At 71.9% G+C, this 15,842-nt stretch carries 16 protein-coding genes and 5 pseudogenes; 11 read left to right on the forward strand and 10 right to left on the reverse strand.

Annotation, left to right across the window (positions count from 1 at the left end; translation table 11 throughout):
* Positions 1-3: 3 nt before the first annotated feature.
* The gene (locus LIV37_RS50105; RefSeq protein ID WP_020874725.1) at positions 4-1,137 is read right to left on the reverse strand and encodes an amidohydrolase family protein; all 1,134 of its coding nucleotides are present in this window, start codon (positions 1,135-1,137) and stop codon (positions 4-6) included.
* 269 nt (positions 1,138-1,406) lie between these two features.
* Here LIV37_RS50105 and LIV37_RS52860 point away from each other — a divergent pair.
* The 3 genes and pseudogenes from LIV37_RS52860 to LIV37_RS50115 all read left to right on the forward strand — a co-directional run.
* A pseudogene (locus tag LIV37_RS52860) lies at positions 1,407-1,925 on the forward strand (TIGR03619 family F420-dependent LLM class oxidoreductase); the annotation flags it as partial.
* Positions 1,926-2,020: 95 nt separating this feature from the next.
* On the forward strand, positions 2,021-2,344 hold the full coding sequence (locus LIV37_RS50110; protein ID WP_254807175.1) for a hypothetical protein: 324 nt from the start codon (positions 2,021-2,023) through the stop codon (positions 2,342-2,344).
* Positions 2,341-3,209: pseudogene (locus LIV37_RS50115) on the forward strand (SDR family NAD(P)-dependent oxidoreductase). The gene LIV37_RS50110 and the pseudogene LIV37_RS50115 overlap by 4 nt, the downstream one beginning before the upstream one ends.
* Before the next feature lie 124 nt (positions 3,210-3,333).
* Here the strand turns inward: LIV37_RS50115 and LIV37_RS50120 are convergent.
* The 3 genes from LIV37_RS50120 to LIV37_RS50130 all read right to left on the reverse strand — a co-directional run bounded on the left by LIV37_RS50120 (position 3,334) and on the right by LIV37_RS50130 (position 5,438).
* Positions 3,334-4,050: an amidohydrolase family protein gene (locus tag LIV37_RS50120; protein ID WP_254807176.1), complete on the reverse strand. Its 717-nt coding sequence runs from the start codon at positions 4,048-4,050 to the stop codon at positions 3,334-3,336.
* Complete coding sequence (locus LIV37_RS50125) at positions 3,933-4,412, reverse strand: hypothetical protein (protein ID WP_254807177.1); 480 nt, start codon at positions 4,410-4,412, stop codon at positions 3,933-3,935. Before LIV37_RS50125 ends, LIV37_RS50120 begins: the two co-directional genes overlap by 118 nt.
* 312 nt (positions 4,413-4,724) lie before the next feature.
* Positions 4,725-5,438, reverse strand: a complete 714-nt coding sequence (locus LIV37_RS50130) for a CoA transferase (protein ID WP_254807178.1) — start codon at positions 5,436-5,438, stop codon at positions 4,725-4,727.
* 1,065 nt (positions 5,439-6,503) lie between these two features.
* On the opposite strand from LIV37_RS50130, the gene LIV37_RS50135 reads away from it, so the two are divergent.
* The 3 genes from LIV37_RS50135 (at position 6,504) to LIV37_RS50140 (ending at position 7,558) form a co-directional block, all read left to right on the forward strand.
* Positions 6,504-6,770: an MBL fold metallo-hydrolase gene (locus LIV37_RS50135; RefSeq protein WP_254807179.1), complete on the forward strand. Its 267-nt coding sequence runs from the start codon at positions 6,504-6,506 to the stop codon at positions 6,768-6,770.
* Positions 6,771-6,879: 109 nt separating this feature from the next.
* Entirely contained in the window at positions 6,880-7,341 is a 462-nt protein-coding gene (locus tag LIV37_RS52865; RefSeq protein ID WP_420834396.1) for an MBL fold metallo-hydrolase, read from the forward strand.
* Positions 7,331-7,558 (forward strand): hypothetical protein, encoded by a 228-nt coding sequence (locus tag LIV37_RS50140; RefSeq protein ID WP_254807180.1) that lies wholly within the window; start codon positions 7,331-7,333, stop codon positions 7,556-7,558. Before LIV37_RS52865 ends, LIV37_RS50140 begins: the two co-directional genes overlap by 11 nt.
* 218 nt (positions 7,559-7,776) lie before the next feature.
* Here LIV37_RS50140 and LIV37_RS52870 read toward each other — a convergent pair whose 3' ends face one another.
* The 4 genes and pseudogenes from LIV37_RS52870 to LIV37_RS52880 all read right to left on the reverse strand — a co-directional run.
* Positions 7,777-8,037: a CoA transferase gene (locus tag LIV37_RS52870; protein ID WP_420834379.1), complete on the reverse strand. Its 261-nt coding sequence runs from the start codon at positions 8,035-8,037 to the stop codon at positions 7,777-7,779.
* A pseudogene (locus LIV37_RS52875) lies at positions 8,007-8,641 on the reverse strand (CoA transferase). Before LIV37_RS52875 ends, LIV37_RS52870 begins: the two are co-directional and overlap by 31 nt.
* A gap of 68 nt (positions 8,642-8,709) precedes the next feature.
* Positions 8,710-8,970: an LLM class flavin-dependent oxidoreductase gene (locus LIV37_RS52340; RefSeq protein WP_338119190.1), complete on the reverse strand. Its 261-nt coding sequence runs from the start codon at positions 8,968-8,970 to the stop codon at positions 8,710-8,712.
* Positions 8,971-9,229: 259 nt separating this feature from the next.
* Positions 9,230-9,702, reverse strand: a pseudogene (locus tag LIV37_RS52880) (LLM class flavin-dependent oxidoreductase); the annotation flags it as partial.
* 193 nt (positions 9,703-9,895) lie between these two features.
* On the opposite strand from LIV37_RS52880, the pseudogene LIV37_RS50155 reads away from it, so the two are divergent.
* From LIV37_RS50155 to LIV37_RS50175, 5 genes and pseudogenes are all read left to right on the forward strand, one after another.
* Positions 9,896-11,061 (forward strand): annotated as a pseudogene (locus LIV37_RS50155) (thiolase family protein).
* 117 nt (positions 11,062-11,178) lie between these two features.
* On the forward strand, positions 11,179-12,675 hold the full coding sequence (locus LIV37_RS50160) for a class I adenylate-forming enzyme family protein (RefSeq protein ID WP_020874734.1): 1,497 nt from the start codon (positions 11,179-11,181) through the stop codon (positions 12,673-12,675).
* 342 nt (positions 12,676-13,017) lie between these two features.
* Positions 13,018-13,215, forward strand: coding sequence for a hypothetical protein (locus tag LIV37_RS50165; RefSeq protein ID WP_254807181.1), 198 nt, complete (start codon positions 13,018-13,020; stop codon positions 13,213-13,215).
* A gap of 132 nt (positions 13,216-13,347) precedes the next feature.
* On the forward strand, positions 13,348-14,364 hold the full coding sequence (locus tag LIV37_RS50170; protein WP_254807182.1) for a class I adenylate-forming enzyme family protein: 1,017 nt from the start codon (positions 13,348-13,350) through the stop codon (positions 14,362-14,364).
* On the forward strand, positions 14,285-14,791 hold the full coding sequence (locus LIV37_RS50175) for an AMP-binding enzyme (protein WP_254807183.1): 507 nt from the start codon (positions 14,285-14,287) through the stop codon (positions 14,789-14,791). Before LIV37_RS50170 ends, LIV37_RS50175 begins: the two co-directional genes overlap by 80 nt.
* A gap of 1 nt (position 14,792) precedes the next feature.
* Here the strand turns inward: LIV37_RS50175 and LIV37_RS50180 are convergent, their stop codons facing one another.
* Positions 14,793-15,491 carry an enoyl-CoA hydratase/isomerase family protein gene (locus tag LIV37_RS50180; protein ID WP_254807184.1) on the reverse strand — a complete coding sequence of 233 codons (699 nt, stop codon included), beginning with the start codon at positions 15,489-15,491 and terminating at the stop codon, positions 14,793-14,795.
* Entirely contained in the window at positions 15,488-15,838 is a 351-nt protein-coding gene (locus LIV37_RS50185) for a hypothetical protein (protein ID WP_254807185.1), read from the reverse strand. The genes LIV37_RS50180 and LIV37_RS50185 overlap by 4 nt, the downstream gene beginning before the upstream one ends.
* Positions 15,839-15,842 lie beyond the last annotated feature (4 nt).

Genomic DNA, 15,842 nt, shown 5'->3' on the forward strand with positions numbered 1-15,842 from the left:
GGCTCACGCTCCCGCGACGGCCGCGGGCAGCGGGGGCACGTGGGGGAACAGCTCGGCGAAGACACCGGTGGTGATCCGTTCCCTGACCTTCAGGTCGACGCCGTCGAACAGGCCGTGCAGCGTCTCCTGGGTGTGTCCGAAGGTGCCCTCCATGTGCGGGTAGTCGCTGCCCCACATGACGTTGTCGTAGCCCATGGACGTCGCGGCGGCGACGGCGGTCTGGTCGTGCTGGAAGGAGGCGTACACCTGGGAGTAGATGATCTCCCGCGGGGATCGCTTGAGCTTGGGGCGGACCATGGCCGCGTGCTGGCGGTAACCCTCCTCGATGCGGTCGGCGATGAACGGTACCCAGGTGGCGCCACCTTCCGCGACCAGCACCTTCAGGTCGGGGTGACGGTCGAGGGCCCCGGAGGCGACCATCTTGACCACCGCGCGCTGACCGCCGAACGTCGTCTCGGTGTAGTTCAGTACCGCCCCGCCGGGGCCCCGGTACACGACGCCGGCCATCGCGCCCGTGGAGAGGTCGACCGGGTCGGTACCGATGTGGAAGGCCAGCACCATGTTCGCCGCCTCCGCGGCGGCCCAGAGGGGCTCCCACGCGGCGTCGTTGTAGTCCTTCTGCAGCGGATGCGGCCTGACCGGCAGGAACACTGCCCGGAATCCCATTTCCGCGGTCCGCTCCAGCTCCCGGACGGCGTCCCCGATGTCCAGCGTGGACACCTGGGCGGTGGCCACCAGCCGCTCGGATCGCTGGTCGATGGTCTCCCAGGACCAGTCGTTGCTCACCCGCAGAGCCTCCCGCAGCGCTTCGGGGGTGCGGAACGACGAACTCCACAGACCCAGCGACGGGAAGACCAGCTCACCCCAGATGCCCTCGTTGTCGAGGTCCTTCATCCGCAAAGTGACGTCACGGGCACCGGGTGCCCGGTTCGCCGCCTCGCGGAACTCCTGAGTCGCCGACGGCGGAGTGGCGCGGCGGAAGGACATGCCGTCGATGTGGACGGTCTCCCACATGCCGTCGGGGTCCTTGACGCTCCGCGGCATCAGGTCGGCCAGGTGTGTGGGGACGTTGGTGCGCCACAGGTCCTCCGGCTCCATGAAGTGCGAGTCACCCGAGTTCGCCCAGATCTTCTCCATGGCTCTCTCCTTGAGTGTGTGGTGATCAGTTCGATCCTGTGAAAATGCTGTTTTCAACGGTGCATGTCGACTCGCCACCTGTCAACGGCCTGCGGAGTGTCTTTGAAGTGGCACCCCAGGGCGAGGTCGGGTAGTACGCAAGCCTTTCGGCGGCCGGGTCGAAGGGTGGGGCTTGCGAAAATGACATTTTCGATCGACTTGAGGTCCAGCTGCGTGCTGACATAAATAACTTCGTTAGCTACGATGGATTGATCGAGTAAGGGAGCGCCGTGAGGTTCACTGTCGAACATCCGATCGGAAAGCCTGGCTGCGCGCCGGAGCTGTACGGGCCCGAGGGGCTGCGCGCGTTCGCCCGCGCGGCGGAGGAGGCGGGCTTTGACGCGATCGCGTTCACGGAGCACCCCGCGCCGTCGGGGAAGTGGCTCACCTCGGGGGGACACGCGACCCTCGATCCGCTCGACGCCCTCGCCTATTGCGCCGCGGTCACGGATCGGCTGCGCCTGATGACCTATCTGATGGTGCTGCCGTATCACAGCCCGCTGATGGCGGCCAAGCGGATCGCCACCGTGGACCGGCTTTCCGGCGGTCGGCTGACGATCTGTGCCGGCGGGGGCTATCTGCGGTCGGAGTTCAACGCGCTCGGCGTGGACTTCGAGCGGCGCGGTGAACTGTTCGACCAGGCACTCGAGGTGCTGCGGGACCTGTGGGCCGACGAGTCCTACACCGGCGAAGGGCTTCGGTACACCGCGCATGGCACGGTGAGCACCCCCGGCCCTGTGCAGGTGCCTCATCCACCGTGTGGATCGGCGGCAACGGACGGAACGCACGGCGGCGGGCCGCCCGTGCGGCCCAGGGCTGGTCTCCTCTGCTCAACAGCGCCGGCATGGCGGCCACCACCCGGACCACGGCCCTGTCGACACCGGCCGACCTCGCGGCGGCTGTCGCGGAGTTGCGCCACTTCGCCGCCGAGGCCGGACGCGACCCGTCGTCCCTCGAGGTGCAGGTGCAGACGCCGCACAGTGACGTCCGCTCCGGAGCGGACGCTTACCTGCCCCGGCGCGATCACCTCGAGGAGCTCGCCGACGCCGGAGCCGGCTGGTTCGTCGTGCGTGTGCCTGGAAGCAGCCTGGACGAAGCCCTCGGGGCCTTGGAGCACTACGGACGTGAGGTGATCGCAAAGTGGCGGTCGGAGAGGAGCGGGCGATGACCTTCGAGTTGGGCCTCGACGGCAAGGCCGCGGTGGTGACCGGGGCGGGTGCGGGCATCGGTCAGGCCATCGCGGTCGCGCTGGCCGGGGCCGGTGTGCGGGTCGGGCTGGTCGACATCGACTTCCAGCGAGCCGAGGCAACGAGGGCGCTGGCCGAGAAGGCCGGGGTACGGCGATCTCCCTGGTGGCGGATGTGATGGACACCGCCGCGCTGACCGAAGCCGTCGCGGCCGCGCACCAGACGTTCGGTCGACTGGACATCCTGGTCAACAACGCCGGTGGTGTGCGGGCCAGGCGTTTCCTGGACCAGAGCGAACGCAGCTGGCGCCGTCACATCGACATCAACCTGGTCGGCATGCTGGCGGCCACCTCGGCCGCCGCGCCGATGATCGCTTCCTCCGGAGGCGGTTCGATACTCAATATCACCAGCATCGAGGGTGAGCGTGCCGCTCCCATGTACGCGGTGTACGCCGCCTGCAAGGCCGGGATGATCAGCTTCACCCGGACCATGGCGGTCGAACTGGCCGAGCACCGGATCCGGGTGAACGCCCTGGCGCCCGACCACACCGCAACGGCCGGCAACCGGGGGATCCTGACAGGCCCGGTGGACCCGGGTGCCCTGCCGCCTCGCCCACCGGACCGCGAGGCAGCCGTCAGGCGCTACGTCCCGTTGGGCCGCGAGGGCGCCGCCGAGGAGTGCGCCGACGCGGCGGTGTACCTCTGTTCCGATCGCGCGGGCTATGTCACCGGTGTCACTCTCCACGTGGACGGTGGTACCGCCGCGGCAGGAGGCTGGGTGCGCTCGGGCGGCGGCTGGACCCTGTACCCCGACGCGGCACCTCTGACGGGGTGGGACGCAGGATGACGGCCGGGTCGCCCTGGTGACCGGCACCGGCACCGGCTTCACGCGAACGCTCGGGCGGACACGGCGGACCAGAGGACGCAGACGGCCGTAACTCGCGACGGCCCCGGTCGCCCCTGCTGTGCGGTCAGCGTCGGAAGACGGGCTTCCCCGCTCGCAGAACCAGCACCACCTGGTCGGCGGACGGCCTGGCCAAGGCCGCTTCGACGGGTTCGCCGAGCAGGCACAGGTCGGCCGGGCAGCCCGGTGCCACGCGCCGAGGAGGGCCGCCGGGGGAGTGCGGCGGGGACAGGAACCCGGCCAGAACCACCCCGGGGGCGACACGTTCGTGAGAGCCGAGCACTCTCCCCGATGGGGTCCGGCGGGACGCCGCGGCGGCCATGGTGCGCCAAGGGTCCGGATCGCCGAAAGGGGCGTCGCTCGACGGCGCGGTCGGCACGCCGTGCGCCAGCAAGGTGGCGTAGGGATAGAGGTGTTCGGCATCCCGGGGATCCACCGACGCCAGATAGGTGTCGCCCCGTGTGGCGATGAAGGAGGGCTGGGTCACGACCGTCAGCCTCTTGGCGGCCAATTGCTCGCATATTTCGGGCGGCACCACGGCCGCGTGCTCCACGCGATCGCCCTCGCGGGTTCCCACGATCTCCAGCGCGGCCAAGGTGAGCAGCAGGGATTCCCTCGTCACGCAGTGGACCGCCACGGGACGCGCGGCCCGGTGCGGCCGGTCGATCAGGCCCGCCAACTCCTCGAGACCGGGAAGGTCGTGGTCGCGCAGCAAAATCTTGTACGGCCCACTGGACAGGCCGGGAGCGAGTGGTGCCCCGGTCGCGGCGCCCAGCAGCTGCACCGCCTGACACAGGCGGCCCCATGCACCGCGGTGGCGATCAGGCCCAGACCTGCCGCGTCCAGGTCCGGCGTGGCATCCGTGACGCCGGTGATCCCGTACGAGGCCAACCGCTCGCCCACGGACGCCAGATCGGGCGGCTCGGCACCGATCGCCGCCCGCAGCCGGACGTCGTAGCGCCAGAGGCGGCCGGTCGGCTGTCCGGCCGCGTCCCGTTCGACGTCCAAGGAGTCGTCCAGCGCCGGAGCGACGGCCGCCAGCCCCGCGCTGTTGAGGATCCACAGTGCCCCGCCCCGGTGCTGGAGGCGCACCGGGCGGTCGGCGACCATGCCGTCCAGGGCGGTACGGTCCAGCAGGCCGGCCACCGACTCGCTGTACCGGTGCCGCGCACCCAGCCGCCCGGCGGAACCGCGTCTGCCGCCCCGCGCAGGACGGCACGCAGTCCGGCGGCGTCGTGCACGGCCGGTGGACCGCAGACGACGGACCGCTCCGCGGCGCCCATGGCGAGCAGGTGCGCATGATGGTCGTGGACCCTGGCAGCAACGCGCCCCCGCGCGCGTCCACGAGATCCTCGTCCCGCGCCGGGCGCAGCCGCTCCGCCACCTCGGCGACCCGTCCGTCACGTATCCGGACGTCGGTGAGGTGCCCGCCGGTGCGGCATCGCGCGATGAGCAGGTTCACGGACGGCACCACCGGGTGAGCACGCGTGCGGTGTCGGCTCCGGATTCCGGGCCCGCTGCCCCGGCCGTGGTGCGCGGGCGCGCGGACCGGGAAGACCTCGTGCTCCGCCCCCACCCACCAGCCGCCGTCCGGGCCCGCCGTACGGCGTGCGGTTCGGCGGGCCCCCGAGCGGCGAAGGCGGCGACATCCCGCATGGAGACGTCGATCAGGCAGCCTTGTTCCCCGGCGAGGGCCGCCGCCGTGGAGACCGCCGCGTGACACCGGTCAATGGTCCGCCAGGGGTCCCCGCAGGGCAGCGGCCCGTGCTCGGTCCGGACGACCAGACCCGCTCCGGCGGCGACGTCGTCCCCGAAGCCCACACGGTTCGCCCATGGTCCCGTCCGCCCGTACGCCGTGATGCTGGTCCACACCGTGCCCGAGGCCACGGCCTCCTCGGCGTCGATGCCGAGGTGCCGCAACGCCCTGGGGCGCGAGGCCTCGAGAACGACGTCCGCCGATTCGACGAGCCGCCGCAGGGTGGCGACGCCGGCCGGTGAGGTGAGATCGAGGGAAACGGACGCATGCCCGGCGTGCAGGCGGTCGTAGAAAGCCGACGGGCCGAACCGGCGCCGTCGAGGCGGTGCGGGCTCTCGACCTTGACGATCTCCGCGCCGGTCAGGCCGAGCAGCGCGCGCACAGCGGGCCTGCCCACAGGGAGTGAGGTCGACCACGAGCGGGCGCCGCGCCGGTGCTTACGGGGCCGCCGCCGCGATCAGCACCGGCCTGGGGCCGGATCCGGCGGTCCCGCAGCGGTGCGCGGCCTGTCGTCCGGCATGCTGCCGGGCGTCACCGGTACCGTGGCCGCCGGGATGCCCAGCAGTTGGGCACGTTCGGCCACATCGACCGCCCTCCGGTCCGCAGACCAGCGTTCGAGCACCTCCCAGACGTCGGTTTCCACGGGGTGCTCGACGAGGGCGGCAACGAGGTCGCGATCGGTCTCCCGGACAGTGAGACGCCTACCCAGCCGTCCACGGCGGACAGGATCCTGAAGGCACCGCCCGCCGACCACGGGCCGCGCCGGGACAGCCCCGCGATGGCCGCGCGCTCGCCCAGCAGCTCGGTCCCGGGCAGCCGGACAGCCTTTCCCGTCCGTGCCCGGCTCAATGCGGCGACCGCGTCGAGCGCGACGCGCAGTATGGCGGCCGGGGTTCCGGGGCCGCGAGCGGTGCCCCGTCGGGCAGTCCGGTCAGGGCCATCGCTCCCGAGCCGGCCCAGTCACGGAGCCCTCCTGCCGGGGGCCTTGCCCGCGGTCGTCGAGTAGAGCCGCCGCCGGAGCGCCGAACGCGGCGGCGAGCCACGAGGCCTGGTGGAGGGAGTCTCCGGGGGAAACGGGGGAAGGGGACTCCTCGCCTGCTGGATGGCCGAGGCGCGGTCGGATGTGGATGCGGGCATTGATGTCAGTCCCCACTGCGACGCTGTCTGCATCTCGCCGGGCCGCCCACGGCCGAAGACGGCTCGCGGTCCGGCAGGCGGCGGAAGGGCCACGCCGGACCGCCAGTCTACTGGCGTGTGCGGCCCGTCCGTCGTGCCGTCGAGGCATCCCGGGTCGGCCACCTTGTGCCGACCGTGGGCCATCAGCATGGGCCCGAGGGGCGTACGCAGGAGGAGGCCGCGGTGTCGCGGGCAGCGCGGTGATCGCCGTGGGGCGACGGGAAGGGTGGGGCATGAGTGCTCCTTGTTGGCTCACTGGGAGTGCTTCGATGGTTTACTAGGTTGCCTATGTTGAAAGAGGGGGCATGTCCATGGACGGTGACCGGGTTTCCGGAACAGGGCGGCCGCCGAAGGGCGGCCGACCTCGCCTCACTCGTGTGCGGCCGGGGCTGTGGAGCCTTCCGATCCCGCTTCCGGGGCCTCTTGGGCATGTCCTGGTCTACGTACTGGAGACAGAAGCGGGCCCCTATCTGGTCGACGCGGGCTGGGACACCGAGGAGGGCTGGAGCGCGCTGACCGCAGGGCTGCGGGCGCTCGGCACGCGGTCGAGGACGTCCGCGGCGTTCTGGTGACCCATTCCCACCTCGATCACTACGGCCTCGCCCCGCGCATCCGGGAGGCGTCCGGTGCCTGGGTCCTTGCACGCGCTGGACGCCGCCGGTCTCGCGCGGTTCCGCGCCGATCCGGCCCTGCCGCTGGCAGCGCTGCTGCGCCGGGCCGGGGCGCCGGAGGCGGAGACGAGGAAGGCTCTCGACGACCTCGGAACGCGCTCCGGGCAGGACGCCCGCCCCCGGACCGTTACCTGGCCGACCGCGAGCGGCCCGACGTTCCCGGCTGGGATCTCACCACGCTGTGGACACCCGGCACACCCCGGGCCACCTCTGTTTCTGGGAGCCGCGTCACCGCTTGCTGCTGACCGGGGATCACCTGCTGCCGCGACCACCGTGGGATGCACCAGCCGAGGGACGAGACCGACGACCCCTTGGGGGGACTATCTGGAAACCCTGGAGCCGCTGGTGCGGATGGAGCCGGATCTCGTTCTGCCCGCCCACGAGTACCGCTATCCCGACATCGCGGCCCGCGTCGGCGAAGTGCGCGACCACCACGCGGCGCGCACGCTCTGGCGGTTTCGGTGCTGCGTGAGGGGCCCGTCACCGCATGGCAGCTGGCCGGGCGTCTGCGGCGCTCCGGCACCCTGGAGGGCTGCGGGCTTTCCGCTGCGTGCGACGGTCTCCGGGCGCTGGTGATCCTGGCCCACCTGCGCCGCCTCGGGCGCGCGCAGGAGGTGCCGGGCCCGCCGCCGCACTGGACGGCCACCGCGCGTCTCCAGCGTCGGGGGCCGGGCGTCTTCCCGGGCTGAGGAGCCGTCGGGCCGCTCTGTCACCCGTCGGGCCGCCGCATGACCGATCCGCCCGAGCAGTTCCCGCCTCCCGGCACGTCCCAGTCCTCCAGCACCTCGAGGCTGTGCGTGCCGGGCGCTGTCCGCGGTCCGGCGGCACGGGTCGCCGTGGCGGAGAAGCGGGGGCGCCGGGGCGGGGACGGCTTCTCCCTCGACGGTGACATGGACGTTCCGAGCCGTCATATGGGATCGCGCAGGGCCTCCGACCAGTTGAGCACCGGCGTCACGCACGCGTCCGCCCCGTCGAAGACCTTCTCCCACTCGGCGCGCGGATGCGAGGCGAAGCGGGTGGCGAACGCCTCGCGCATCCGCGGCCACGCCGTACGGTCGTGTTGTGAGCCGGCCCATTCGGGCACGCCGAGCAACTCGACGAATCGTGCGTAGAACCGGGGCTCCAGCGCGCCCACGCTCATCCAGCCGCCGTCGGAGGTGGCGTACACGTCGTAGTAGGGGTGCCGGTGTCGAGCAGGTTGCGGCCGCGCTCGTCGGCCCACCCGCCGTGGCGGCGCTCGGCCCAGATCATCGCCGCGAGATGTGTGACACCGTCGACGATGGCCGCGTCCACGATCTGGCCCTCGCCGGTGGCGCGGGCGTGGTGCAGCGCGGCGAGCACTCCCACCACCAGGTAGAGCGCGCCGCCGCCGAAGTCGCCGAGAAGATTGAGCGGCACCTGGGCGGGCCGCCGGCCCGGCCGATCGCGGCCAGGGCACCGGTGAGGGAGATGTAGTTGATGTCGTGGCCCGCCGTGTCCGCCCGCGGGCCGTGCTGCCCCCAGCCGGTCATACGGCCGTAGACCAGGCGGGGTTGCGGGCGTGGGCGGCGGCCGGGCCGATGCCCAGACGTTCGGCGACGCCCGGCCGGAACCCTCGATGAGGATGTCCGCGCGCTCCGCGAGACGCAGCACCGTGTCCGCGCCGCCGGGTGCTTGAGGTCGATGATGATCGACCGGCGGCCCCGCTCCAGGAAGTCGGAGATGGGGGACGGTTCGGGACGGTCCACGCGGACGACGTCGGCGCCGAGTTCGGAGAGCAGCAGCGAGGCCATGGGAGCCGGGCCGAGGCCGGCGATTTCGAGTACGCGCACTCCGGCGAGCGGGCCCTGCGCCGGGCCCGTCACGCGCTCAGCTCCCTCAGGGTGCTGACATCCCGGACGCGCCGCTGGTGTGTCGCGGCCAGCGGCTTGGCGTTGAGGGTGGTGGCACCGCTCTCGGCGAAGGCCGTGACGCGCTCCTTGACCCAGCCGGGCGGACCGATCAGGGAGACGCCGCGTACCAGTTCCTCGGGGACCGCCGCGGCCGCGTCCTCCCTGCGGCCGTCGAGGAAAAGGTCCTGGATCGTCGCGGCCGCTTCCTCGAAGCCGTACCGGCGGGTCAGGTCGTTGTAGAAGTTCCTGCCCTTGCCTCCATGCCGCCGACGTACAGGGCCAGATGCTCGCGCACCTGCTGTTCGGCGGCCGTGCGCTCCTCGGCGTTCTCGGTGATCGCGACATGCGTGTCGACGATGGTGTCGAGCGGAGCCAGTTCGGGGGCGCGGCGGGCCGCGCCCGAGTCCAGGGACTCGCCGAACGCGGCTCGCGCGCCTCGGGGAAGTAGAAGATCGGTTCCCAGCCCTCGAACAGTTCGGCGGCCAGGGCGACGTTCTTCGGACCGAGCGCCGCCAGGACCATGGGAACGCGTGCGCGCACCGGGTGGTTGATCAGCTTGAGCGCCTTGCCCAGGCCCGACCCACCGTGCACCCGGCTCAGGGGCAGCTGGTAGCGCGGTCCGTCGTGCACGACCGGCTCGCGGCTCCACACCTTGCGGCAGATCTCCGTCACCTCCCGGGTACGGGCGAGAGGGGCGTCGTACGGCAGGCCGTGGAAGCCCTCGACGACCTGCGGGCCGGAGGCGCCGATCCCCAGTGTGAATCGGCCGCCCGAGACGTAGTCGAGGCCGGCCGCCGTCATGGCGAGCAGCGACGGTGTGCGGAGTAGATGTTGAGGATGCCCGAGGCGATGCCGAGGCTGCTCGTCCGCGCGGCCAGGTAGCCGAGCTGGCTCACCGAGTCGAAGCTGTACGCCTCCGGGACGAAGACGATGTCGAGCCCCGCTTTCTCGTAGTCGACCAGTTCGCCGACTGTCTCGGCGAACCCCCGCTGTAGGCCATCGGCATTCCGATCCGCATGTCACCGGTCCTTTCACACGTCATCCGGACATCTGGCCGCCGGGCCGCGACTGCGGTGTGAAGCAGACCAGCCCTGGAGACATCATAGGTGACCTAGTAAACTAACCTACAGTTGTTGTGGTGAAGGAGGCTGCCATATGTCCACACGCGATGCCGTCATCGTCGATGCGGTCCGCACTCCGGTCGGCAAGCGGCACGGAACCCTCGCGGACCGTCACGCCGCCGACCTGTCGGCTCATGTGCTCCGGGCGCTGGTCGAGCGCACCGGGTTCGACCCGGCGCTGGTCGACGACGTCATCTGGGGCTGCGTGCAGCAGGTGGGTCAGCAGGCCAACAATGTGGCGCGCATGGGCGTGCTCGCGGCCGGCTGGCCGGAGTCGGTTCCGGCCGCCACCGTCGACCGCCAGTGCGGCTCGTCCCAGCAGTCCGTGCACTTCGCCGCCGCGGGCCTGATCTCCGGGCAGTACGACGTGGCGGTCGCGGGCGGCGTCGAGATGATGAGCGCCGTGCCCATCGGGTCCTCGGTGAAGGACCCTGGGCTGGGCAGTGCTGGCGGCCCGCTGGTGCAGGAGCGTTACGGTGCGGCCTTCAGCCAGGGTGTCGGCGCCGAAATGATGGTCGACAAGTGGGGCTTCGGCCGCACGGAGATGGACGAGTTCGCCTCGTCCTCCCACGCCAAGCTCGCGGAGGCGACCGACGGGGGACGTTTCGAGGGCCAGCTCGCACCGGTCGCCCTCGCCGACGGCACGGTCTTCGCCGCGGACGAGGGCCTCAGGCGGGGGACGACCGCCGAGAAGCTGGCCGGGCTGCGGCCCGCCTTCAAGGAGCACGGCACCATCCACGCCGGCAACTCCTCGCAGATCAGCGACGGTGCGGCGGCGCTGCTCATGATGACCTCGGAGCAGGCCGCCCGGCTGGGCCTCACCCCCATCGCCCGCGTGCACACGGCCGTGCTCGCCGGTGACGACCCGGTGCTCATGCTGGGCGCCCCGATTCCCGCCACGGCCAAGGCGCTCGCCCGCTCCGGTCTGACCATCGACGACATCGGCGTCTTCGAGGTCAACGAGGCCTTCGCGCCCGTACCGATGGCGTGGCTCACGGAGACCGGAGCCGACCCCGGGCGCCTCAACCCCAATGGCGGTGCCATCGCCATCGGTCACCCGCTGGGCGCCTCGGGGCCCGTCTGATGACCACCCTGGTCCACCACATGCGGGACAACGGCATCCGTTACGGCCTGCAGACCATGTGCGAGGGGGGCGGCATGGCCAACGCCACGATTGTCGAGCTGCTGGCCGCGGTCTGACGGTGCCGGCGACGGTCCTCCGTGCGTGAACGGAGGGTGATCTCACCGTGCCATGCCCATGGGGCTGTTCCATACATAGTTATCTCAGTATGCTTTCTCTGGAAGTGGAGGTGGCCTATGGGCGCTCGCAGTCGCCTGGCCGAACTGCTGAGCAAGGCTCCCACGGACTCCCGGGCCGTGGAGTTCGAGGAATCGTGGTGGCATTGGGGCGCTCTGCGTTCGACCGCCCGGGGTCTCGACGCGTCGCTGACGGAAGCGGGCCTGGGAGAAGGAACCAGGGTCGGGGTCGTTCTGGAGAACCGGCCCGAGCACCTCGCCGTCGTCTGCTCCGTGCTCGCCACCGGCCGATGCGTCGTCACCCTGAACCCCCTCCAGCCCCCCGAGCGGCTGGCCGCGGACATCGCGCGCAGCGGACTGTCCGTGGTCGTCGCGTCCCCCGGCACGCTGGACGACGAGAGCGTGCTGGGCGCCGTCACCGGGACCGGGCTGGGACTCCGGCTCGAGCCCGACGGCAGCCTGGAGCCGGCCGGAGGCAGCCCGCGTCCGGACGCCGAGACCGCCGTGGGCGTCTCCATCGAGATGCTCACCTCCGGTACGACCGGCCCGCCCAAGAGGGTCCGCCTCCTCGACCGGCAGTTCGACACGGCCCTGGAATCCAGTGGACAGAGCCCGAAGAAGGGAGCGCTGCTGCGCTCCGGGGTGAGCCTCGTGACCACCCCGCTCGTGCACATCGGTGGTCTGTGGAGCGCACTCTCCGGCCTCTACGCAGGTCGCCGCCTCGTCCTCCTGCGCCGCTTCGCACTGGAGTCCTGGGTGCGCGCGGTCGAACGGCATCGGCCGCCCGCCGCCGGACTCGTCCCGGCCGCGCTACGTACCGTCCTCGACGCCGCGGTGCCGCCGGAGAGGCTCTCCAGCCTGCGCGTCGTCACCTGTGGCACCACCTACTGCCCGCCCGAACTCGCGGACGCCTTCTTCCGCGCGTACGGCGCCCGCGTCCTGATGACGTACGGGGCCACGGAGTTCGCCGGCGCCGTCGCCGCCTGGACCCTTCCGCTGCACAAGAGGTGGTGGGACACCAAGGCGGGCAGCGCCGGACGCCCTCTCCCGGGTGTCGAGATGCGCGTGGTCGCGGACGACGGGACCGAGGCCGCGCTCGGCGACGTGGGACGCCTGGAGATCCGTACCGCGCAGTCGCCCGACGGGAGCGGCGCCTGGGTGCGCACCAGTGACCTCGCCCGGCTCGACGTGGACGGATTCGTGTGGATCCACGGCCGGGCGGACGACGCGATCATTCGCGGCGGTTTCAAGGTCCAGCCCGACCAGGTGCGCCGGGCCCTCGAGCGTCACCCCGCCGTGCACGAAGCGGCTGTCGCCGCTCTGCCGGACGCCCGCCTGGGCCACGTGCCGGTGGCCGCCGTCGAGCCGAGGCCCGGCTGCACACCGCCCACCGCGCAGGAGCTGACCATGTCCTGCCGTGAGGTGCTCGCCCCGTACGAGATCCCTGCCCATATCCTGGTCGTCGACGCGCTGCCGCGGACACCGTCGTCCAAGGTCAGCCGCGTCGAGCTGCTCGACCTCGTACGGGCCTCGCTGGCCGCCGGCGGAGCGGCATGACCGCCGGGGCGGCCCCTGCCCGGAAGACACCCGGGACCCCGCGGGGGTCCACGTCGGTGACGGCCGCCCCCTGGCCGGTGGCGCAGGGGTTCCGCCGGCCCTTCCAGCCCATTTCCCTCATCCCGGCGGGCAAGGCCGGGAAGCGCAGACTGCGCCGGCTTCCGCAGGAGCCGCGGCCGATGCGGCCGGAAACACCTCCGCCGAGAATGAAACGCACACCTTGGGAGTCACAGTGAAGCCACGAATCGGGCAGACGCTCGCCAGCACCGTTGACGAGACGGCCGTCATCGTCGTCCGTGCCCCCGGCACCGACGTGAGCATCACCTGCGGAGGCGCGCCGATGTGCGACGCACGCGAGAGGCCCGACACCGTAGGGGGCCCGACCCGGCTCAGGCCGACGGCACACTGCTGGGCAAGCGCTACGCGGACGACGAACTCGGCCTGGAGCTGCTGTGCACCAAGGCCGGGCAGGGCACGCTCGCCGTGGACGGGCGCCCGCTGCCGGTCAAGGCCGCCAAGGCGCTTCCGGCTTCCGACTGACCCGGCGAGAGGTGAGCCTGCAGTGAATGTGACGATGCTGCTCGACATGGCGGCCGAGGGCTTCGGGGACCGTGTGGTCACCGGCCGCCGGGAGGCGGCCTGACCGCCACGGAGCTCCGCGCGGCCTCTCTCGTGGCCGCCGCCGACATCCGTGAGGCGGGTGCCGACGCGGTCGTCTTCCTCGATGTGAACGGTCCCGCCTTCCCCGTCGCCCTGTGCGCGGCGGCCCGGGCCGGTGTACCACTCGTTCCCGTGAACTACCGCCTCGGCGAGGAGCAGCTCTCCACGGTCCTCGCCAACCATCCCAAGGCCTTCGGGATCGCGGGCGAGGAGCAACTGGAGACGCTGAAGCGGGCGGGCCTGCGGGCCCGCACCTGCCAGGAGTGGCTGCGCGCCACCCGGGAAAGCGCGGTGGCGGACCTCGAAGAGACGTTCACCGACCCGGAGAGCCCGGCCGTCATCATCTACACCAGCGGCACCACCTCGGTTCCCAAGGGCGTGCTGCTCCGCCACACCAATCTGGTGTCCTACGTCCTGGGCACGGTCGAGTTCGCCTCCGCCGAGCCGGACGAGGCGGCGCTGATGAGCGTTCCGCCGTACCACATCGCGGCCGTGGCCAACGTCCTCACGAACCTCTACGCCGGACGCAGGACGGTCGTGCTGGAGCGCTTCACCCCCGAGGAGTGGCTGCGGCTGATGCGGGACGAAGGCATCACCAATGCCATGGTGGTGCCCACGATGCTTGCGCGGATCGTGGACAGCCGCGCCGACAAGACGCTGCCGGCGCTGCGCGGACTCGCCTACGGCGGGGCGCCGATGCCCTCGGTGGTGATCGAGCGGGCGCTCGGGACCTGGCCGCATGTCGGCTTCGTCAACGCGTACGGCCTGACCGAGACCAGTTCGACCATCGCCGTCCTCGGCCCCGAGGACCACAGGACCGCGTTCGCGAGTGATGCCCCGGCTGTCCGCGCACGCCTGGCCTCGGTCGGCCGCCCGGTGCCCATGGTCGAGCTGGAGATCCGGGACTACGAGGACAGGCTGCTCCCGCCGGGACAGAAGGGACGGGTCTGTGTACGGGCGAGCAGGTCTCCGCCGAGTACGTGGGGCAGGGCAGGGCCGTCGATGCCCGGGGTTCTTCGACACCCGTGACCACGGGTACCTGGACGAGGACGGCTATCTGTTCATCGCGGGCCGTGCCGACGACACCATCATCCGCGGCGCGGAGAACATCGCCCCAGCGGAGATCGAGGACGTGCTGATGCGGCACCCCGCCGTCCTGGACGTCGCCGTGGTGGGCGTACCCGACGAGGAGTGGGGACAGCGTATCGAGGCCGTGGTCGTGGCGCGGCCGGGCGCAACCGCCGAGCCCGGGGAACTGTGTCAGTTCGTCCGCGATGCGCTGCGGGGGAGCAAGACCCCGGACCGCATCGAGATCTGGACGAGCTTCCGAGGACGCCCACGGCAAGCTGGTGCGGCGCAGCGTCGTCACCCGGCTGCGCTCCGGCGTGGCGGGGCTTTGAACCGGCAGGGCGCGGCCGCCCCGGACCGGGACGGCCGCGCCCTGCCGACCGGGTGATTCAGCGGGCTTCGCAGGCGTCGACCAGGCCCCACTCCAACGCGGTGCGCACATCGATCGGTGCGCCGCTGAGGACCAAGTACGCCGTCCGCCACCGCCCGACGCGCCGCGTCACGCTCACCGTGCCCCCCGCCCCGGGAACCAGCCCCATGCGCAGCTCGGGGAGCTGGAAGCAGGCCTCGGGGGTGGCCTCGACCCGGCCCGCGAACGCCGGGACCTCGATGCCGGCGCCGATGCAGGCGCCGTGCACCCGGGCCCGGATACGGCCGGCGGCCCGATGCACGGCATGGCCGGCGCTCTGCCGGACGCGGATCAGATGGGCGGTCGCCGCGTCGGGGGTCGTACCGAACTCGTCGAGGTCGCCACCACTGCAGAACGACGGGCCTTTGCCGCTCAGCTCCACTTCGGTGATCGTCGGATCGAGACGAGCGAGGTCGAGGGCCTCGACGAGGCCGTCCCGCACATCCCGGCTGAAGGCATTGTGGCGTTGCGGCCGGTTGAGGGTGACACGCAGGAGGGAGCCTTCGCGGGAGAGCAGGACCGGTTCGGGATGGCTCGGCACCGGGCGTCGGGGCGAGCGTGCGCGCCAGGCGGCGAACTCGGGACCGGCCAGCAGTGTCGAGTAGGCCAGCGACTCAGCGGTCAGGCCCTCGGCGACCGGCAGCCGTTCGGTGAGTCTGAGCAGGCCGGCCAGCGTCACCGCGGCTCGGGGCGCGGCCTCCGCGTACTCGGCGACGCTCGCGGCGGTTGCCCAGGGTCCGCCACGCCGACCCGTTCGGGCCCGCCGGCGCCCTGTCCCGCCGGTACGAGGGTGAACGCCAGCGCGTGCAGCAGGGGCGAGAGGCGGTCCGGCGGGGGAGCCTCGGCCACTCCGATCAGTACGCGGTGCGGCTCGTCGGCCGGTACGGGCACCGGATCGTGCGGGCCCCAGCGGTCCAGGTCGACGAAGGCGACCGGTGCGACCGGGTCCCCGCCCGGGGCCAGCTCCAGTCGCGTGATGCCTTCGTCCGCCAGCTCACGGGGGCCGAGGCGGTCCTCTGCGGGCATCGAT

The organism is Streptomyces rapamycinicus NRRL 5491, from assembly GCF_024298965.1.
GTDB lineage: Bacteria > Actinomycetota > Actinomycetes > Streptomycetales > Streptomycetaceae > Streptomyces > Streptomyces rapamycinicus.

Coding starts and splice junctions, on each gene's coding strand:
- LIV37_RS50110 (WP_254807175.1), top strand. CDS start 2,021: ATGGCGGCCACCACCCGGACCACGGCCCTGTCGACACCGGCCGACCTC.
- LIV37_RS50185 (WP_254807185.1), bottom strand. CDS start 15,838: ATGCCCGCAGAGGACCGCCTCGGCCCCCGTGAGCTGGCGGACGAAGGC.
- LIV37_RS50135 (WP_254807179.1), top strand. CDS start 6,504: ATGTCCATGGACGGTGACCGGGTTTCCGGAACAGGGCGGCCGCCGAAG.
- LIV37_RS50105 (WP_020874725.1), bottom strand. CDS start 1,137: ATGGAGAAGATCTGGGCGAACTCGGGTGACTCGCACTTCATGGAGCCG.
- LIV37_RS50160 (WP_020874734.1), top strand. CDS start 11,179: ATGGGCGCTCGCAGTCGCCTGGCCGAACTGCTGAGCAAGGCTCCCACG.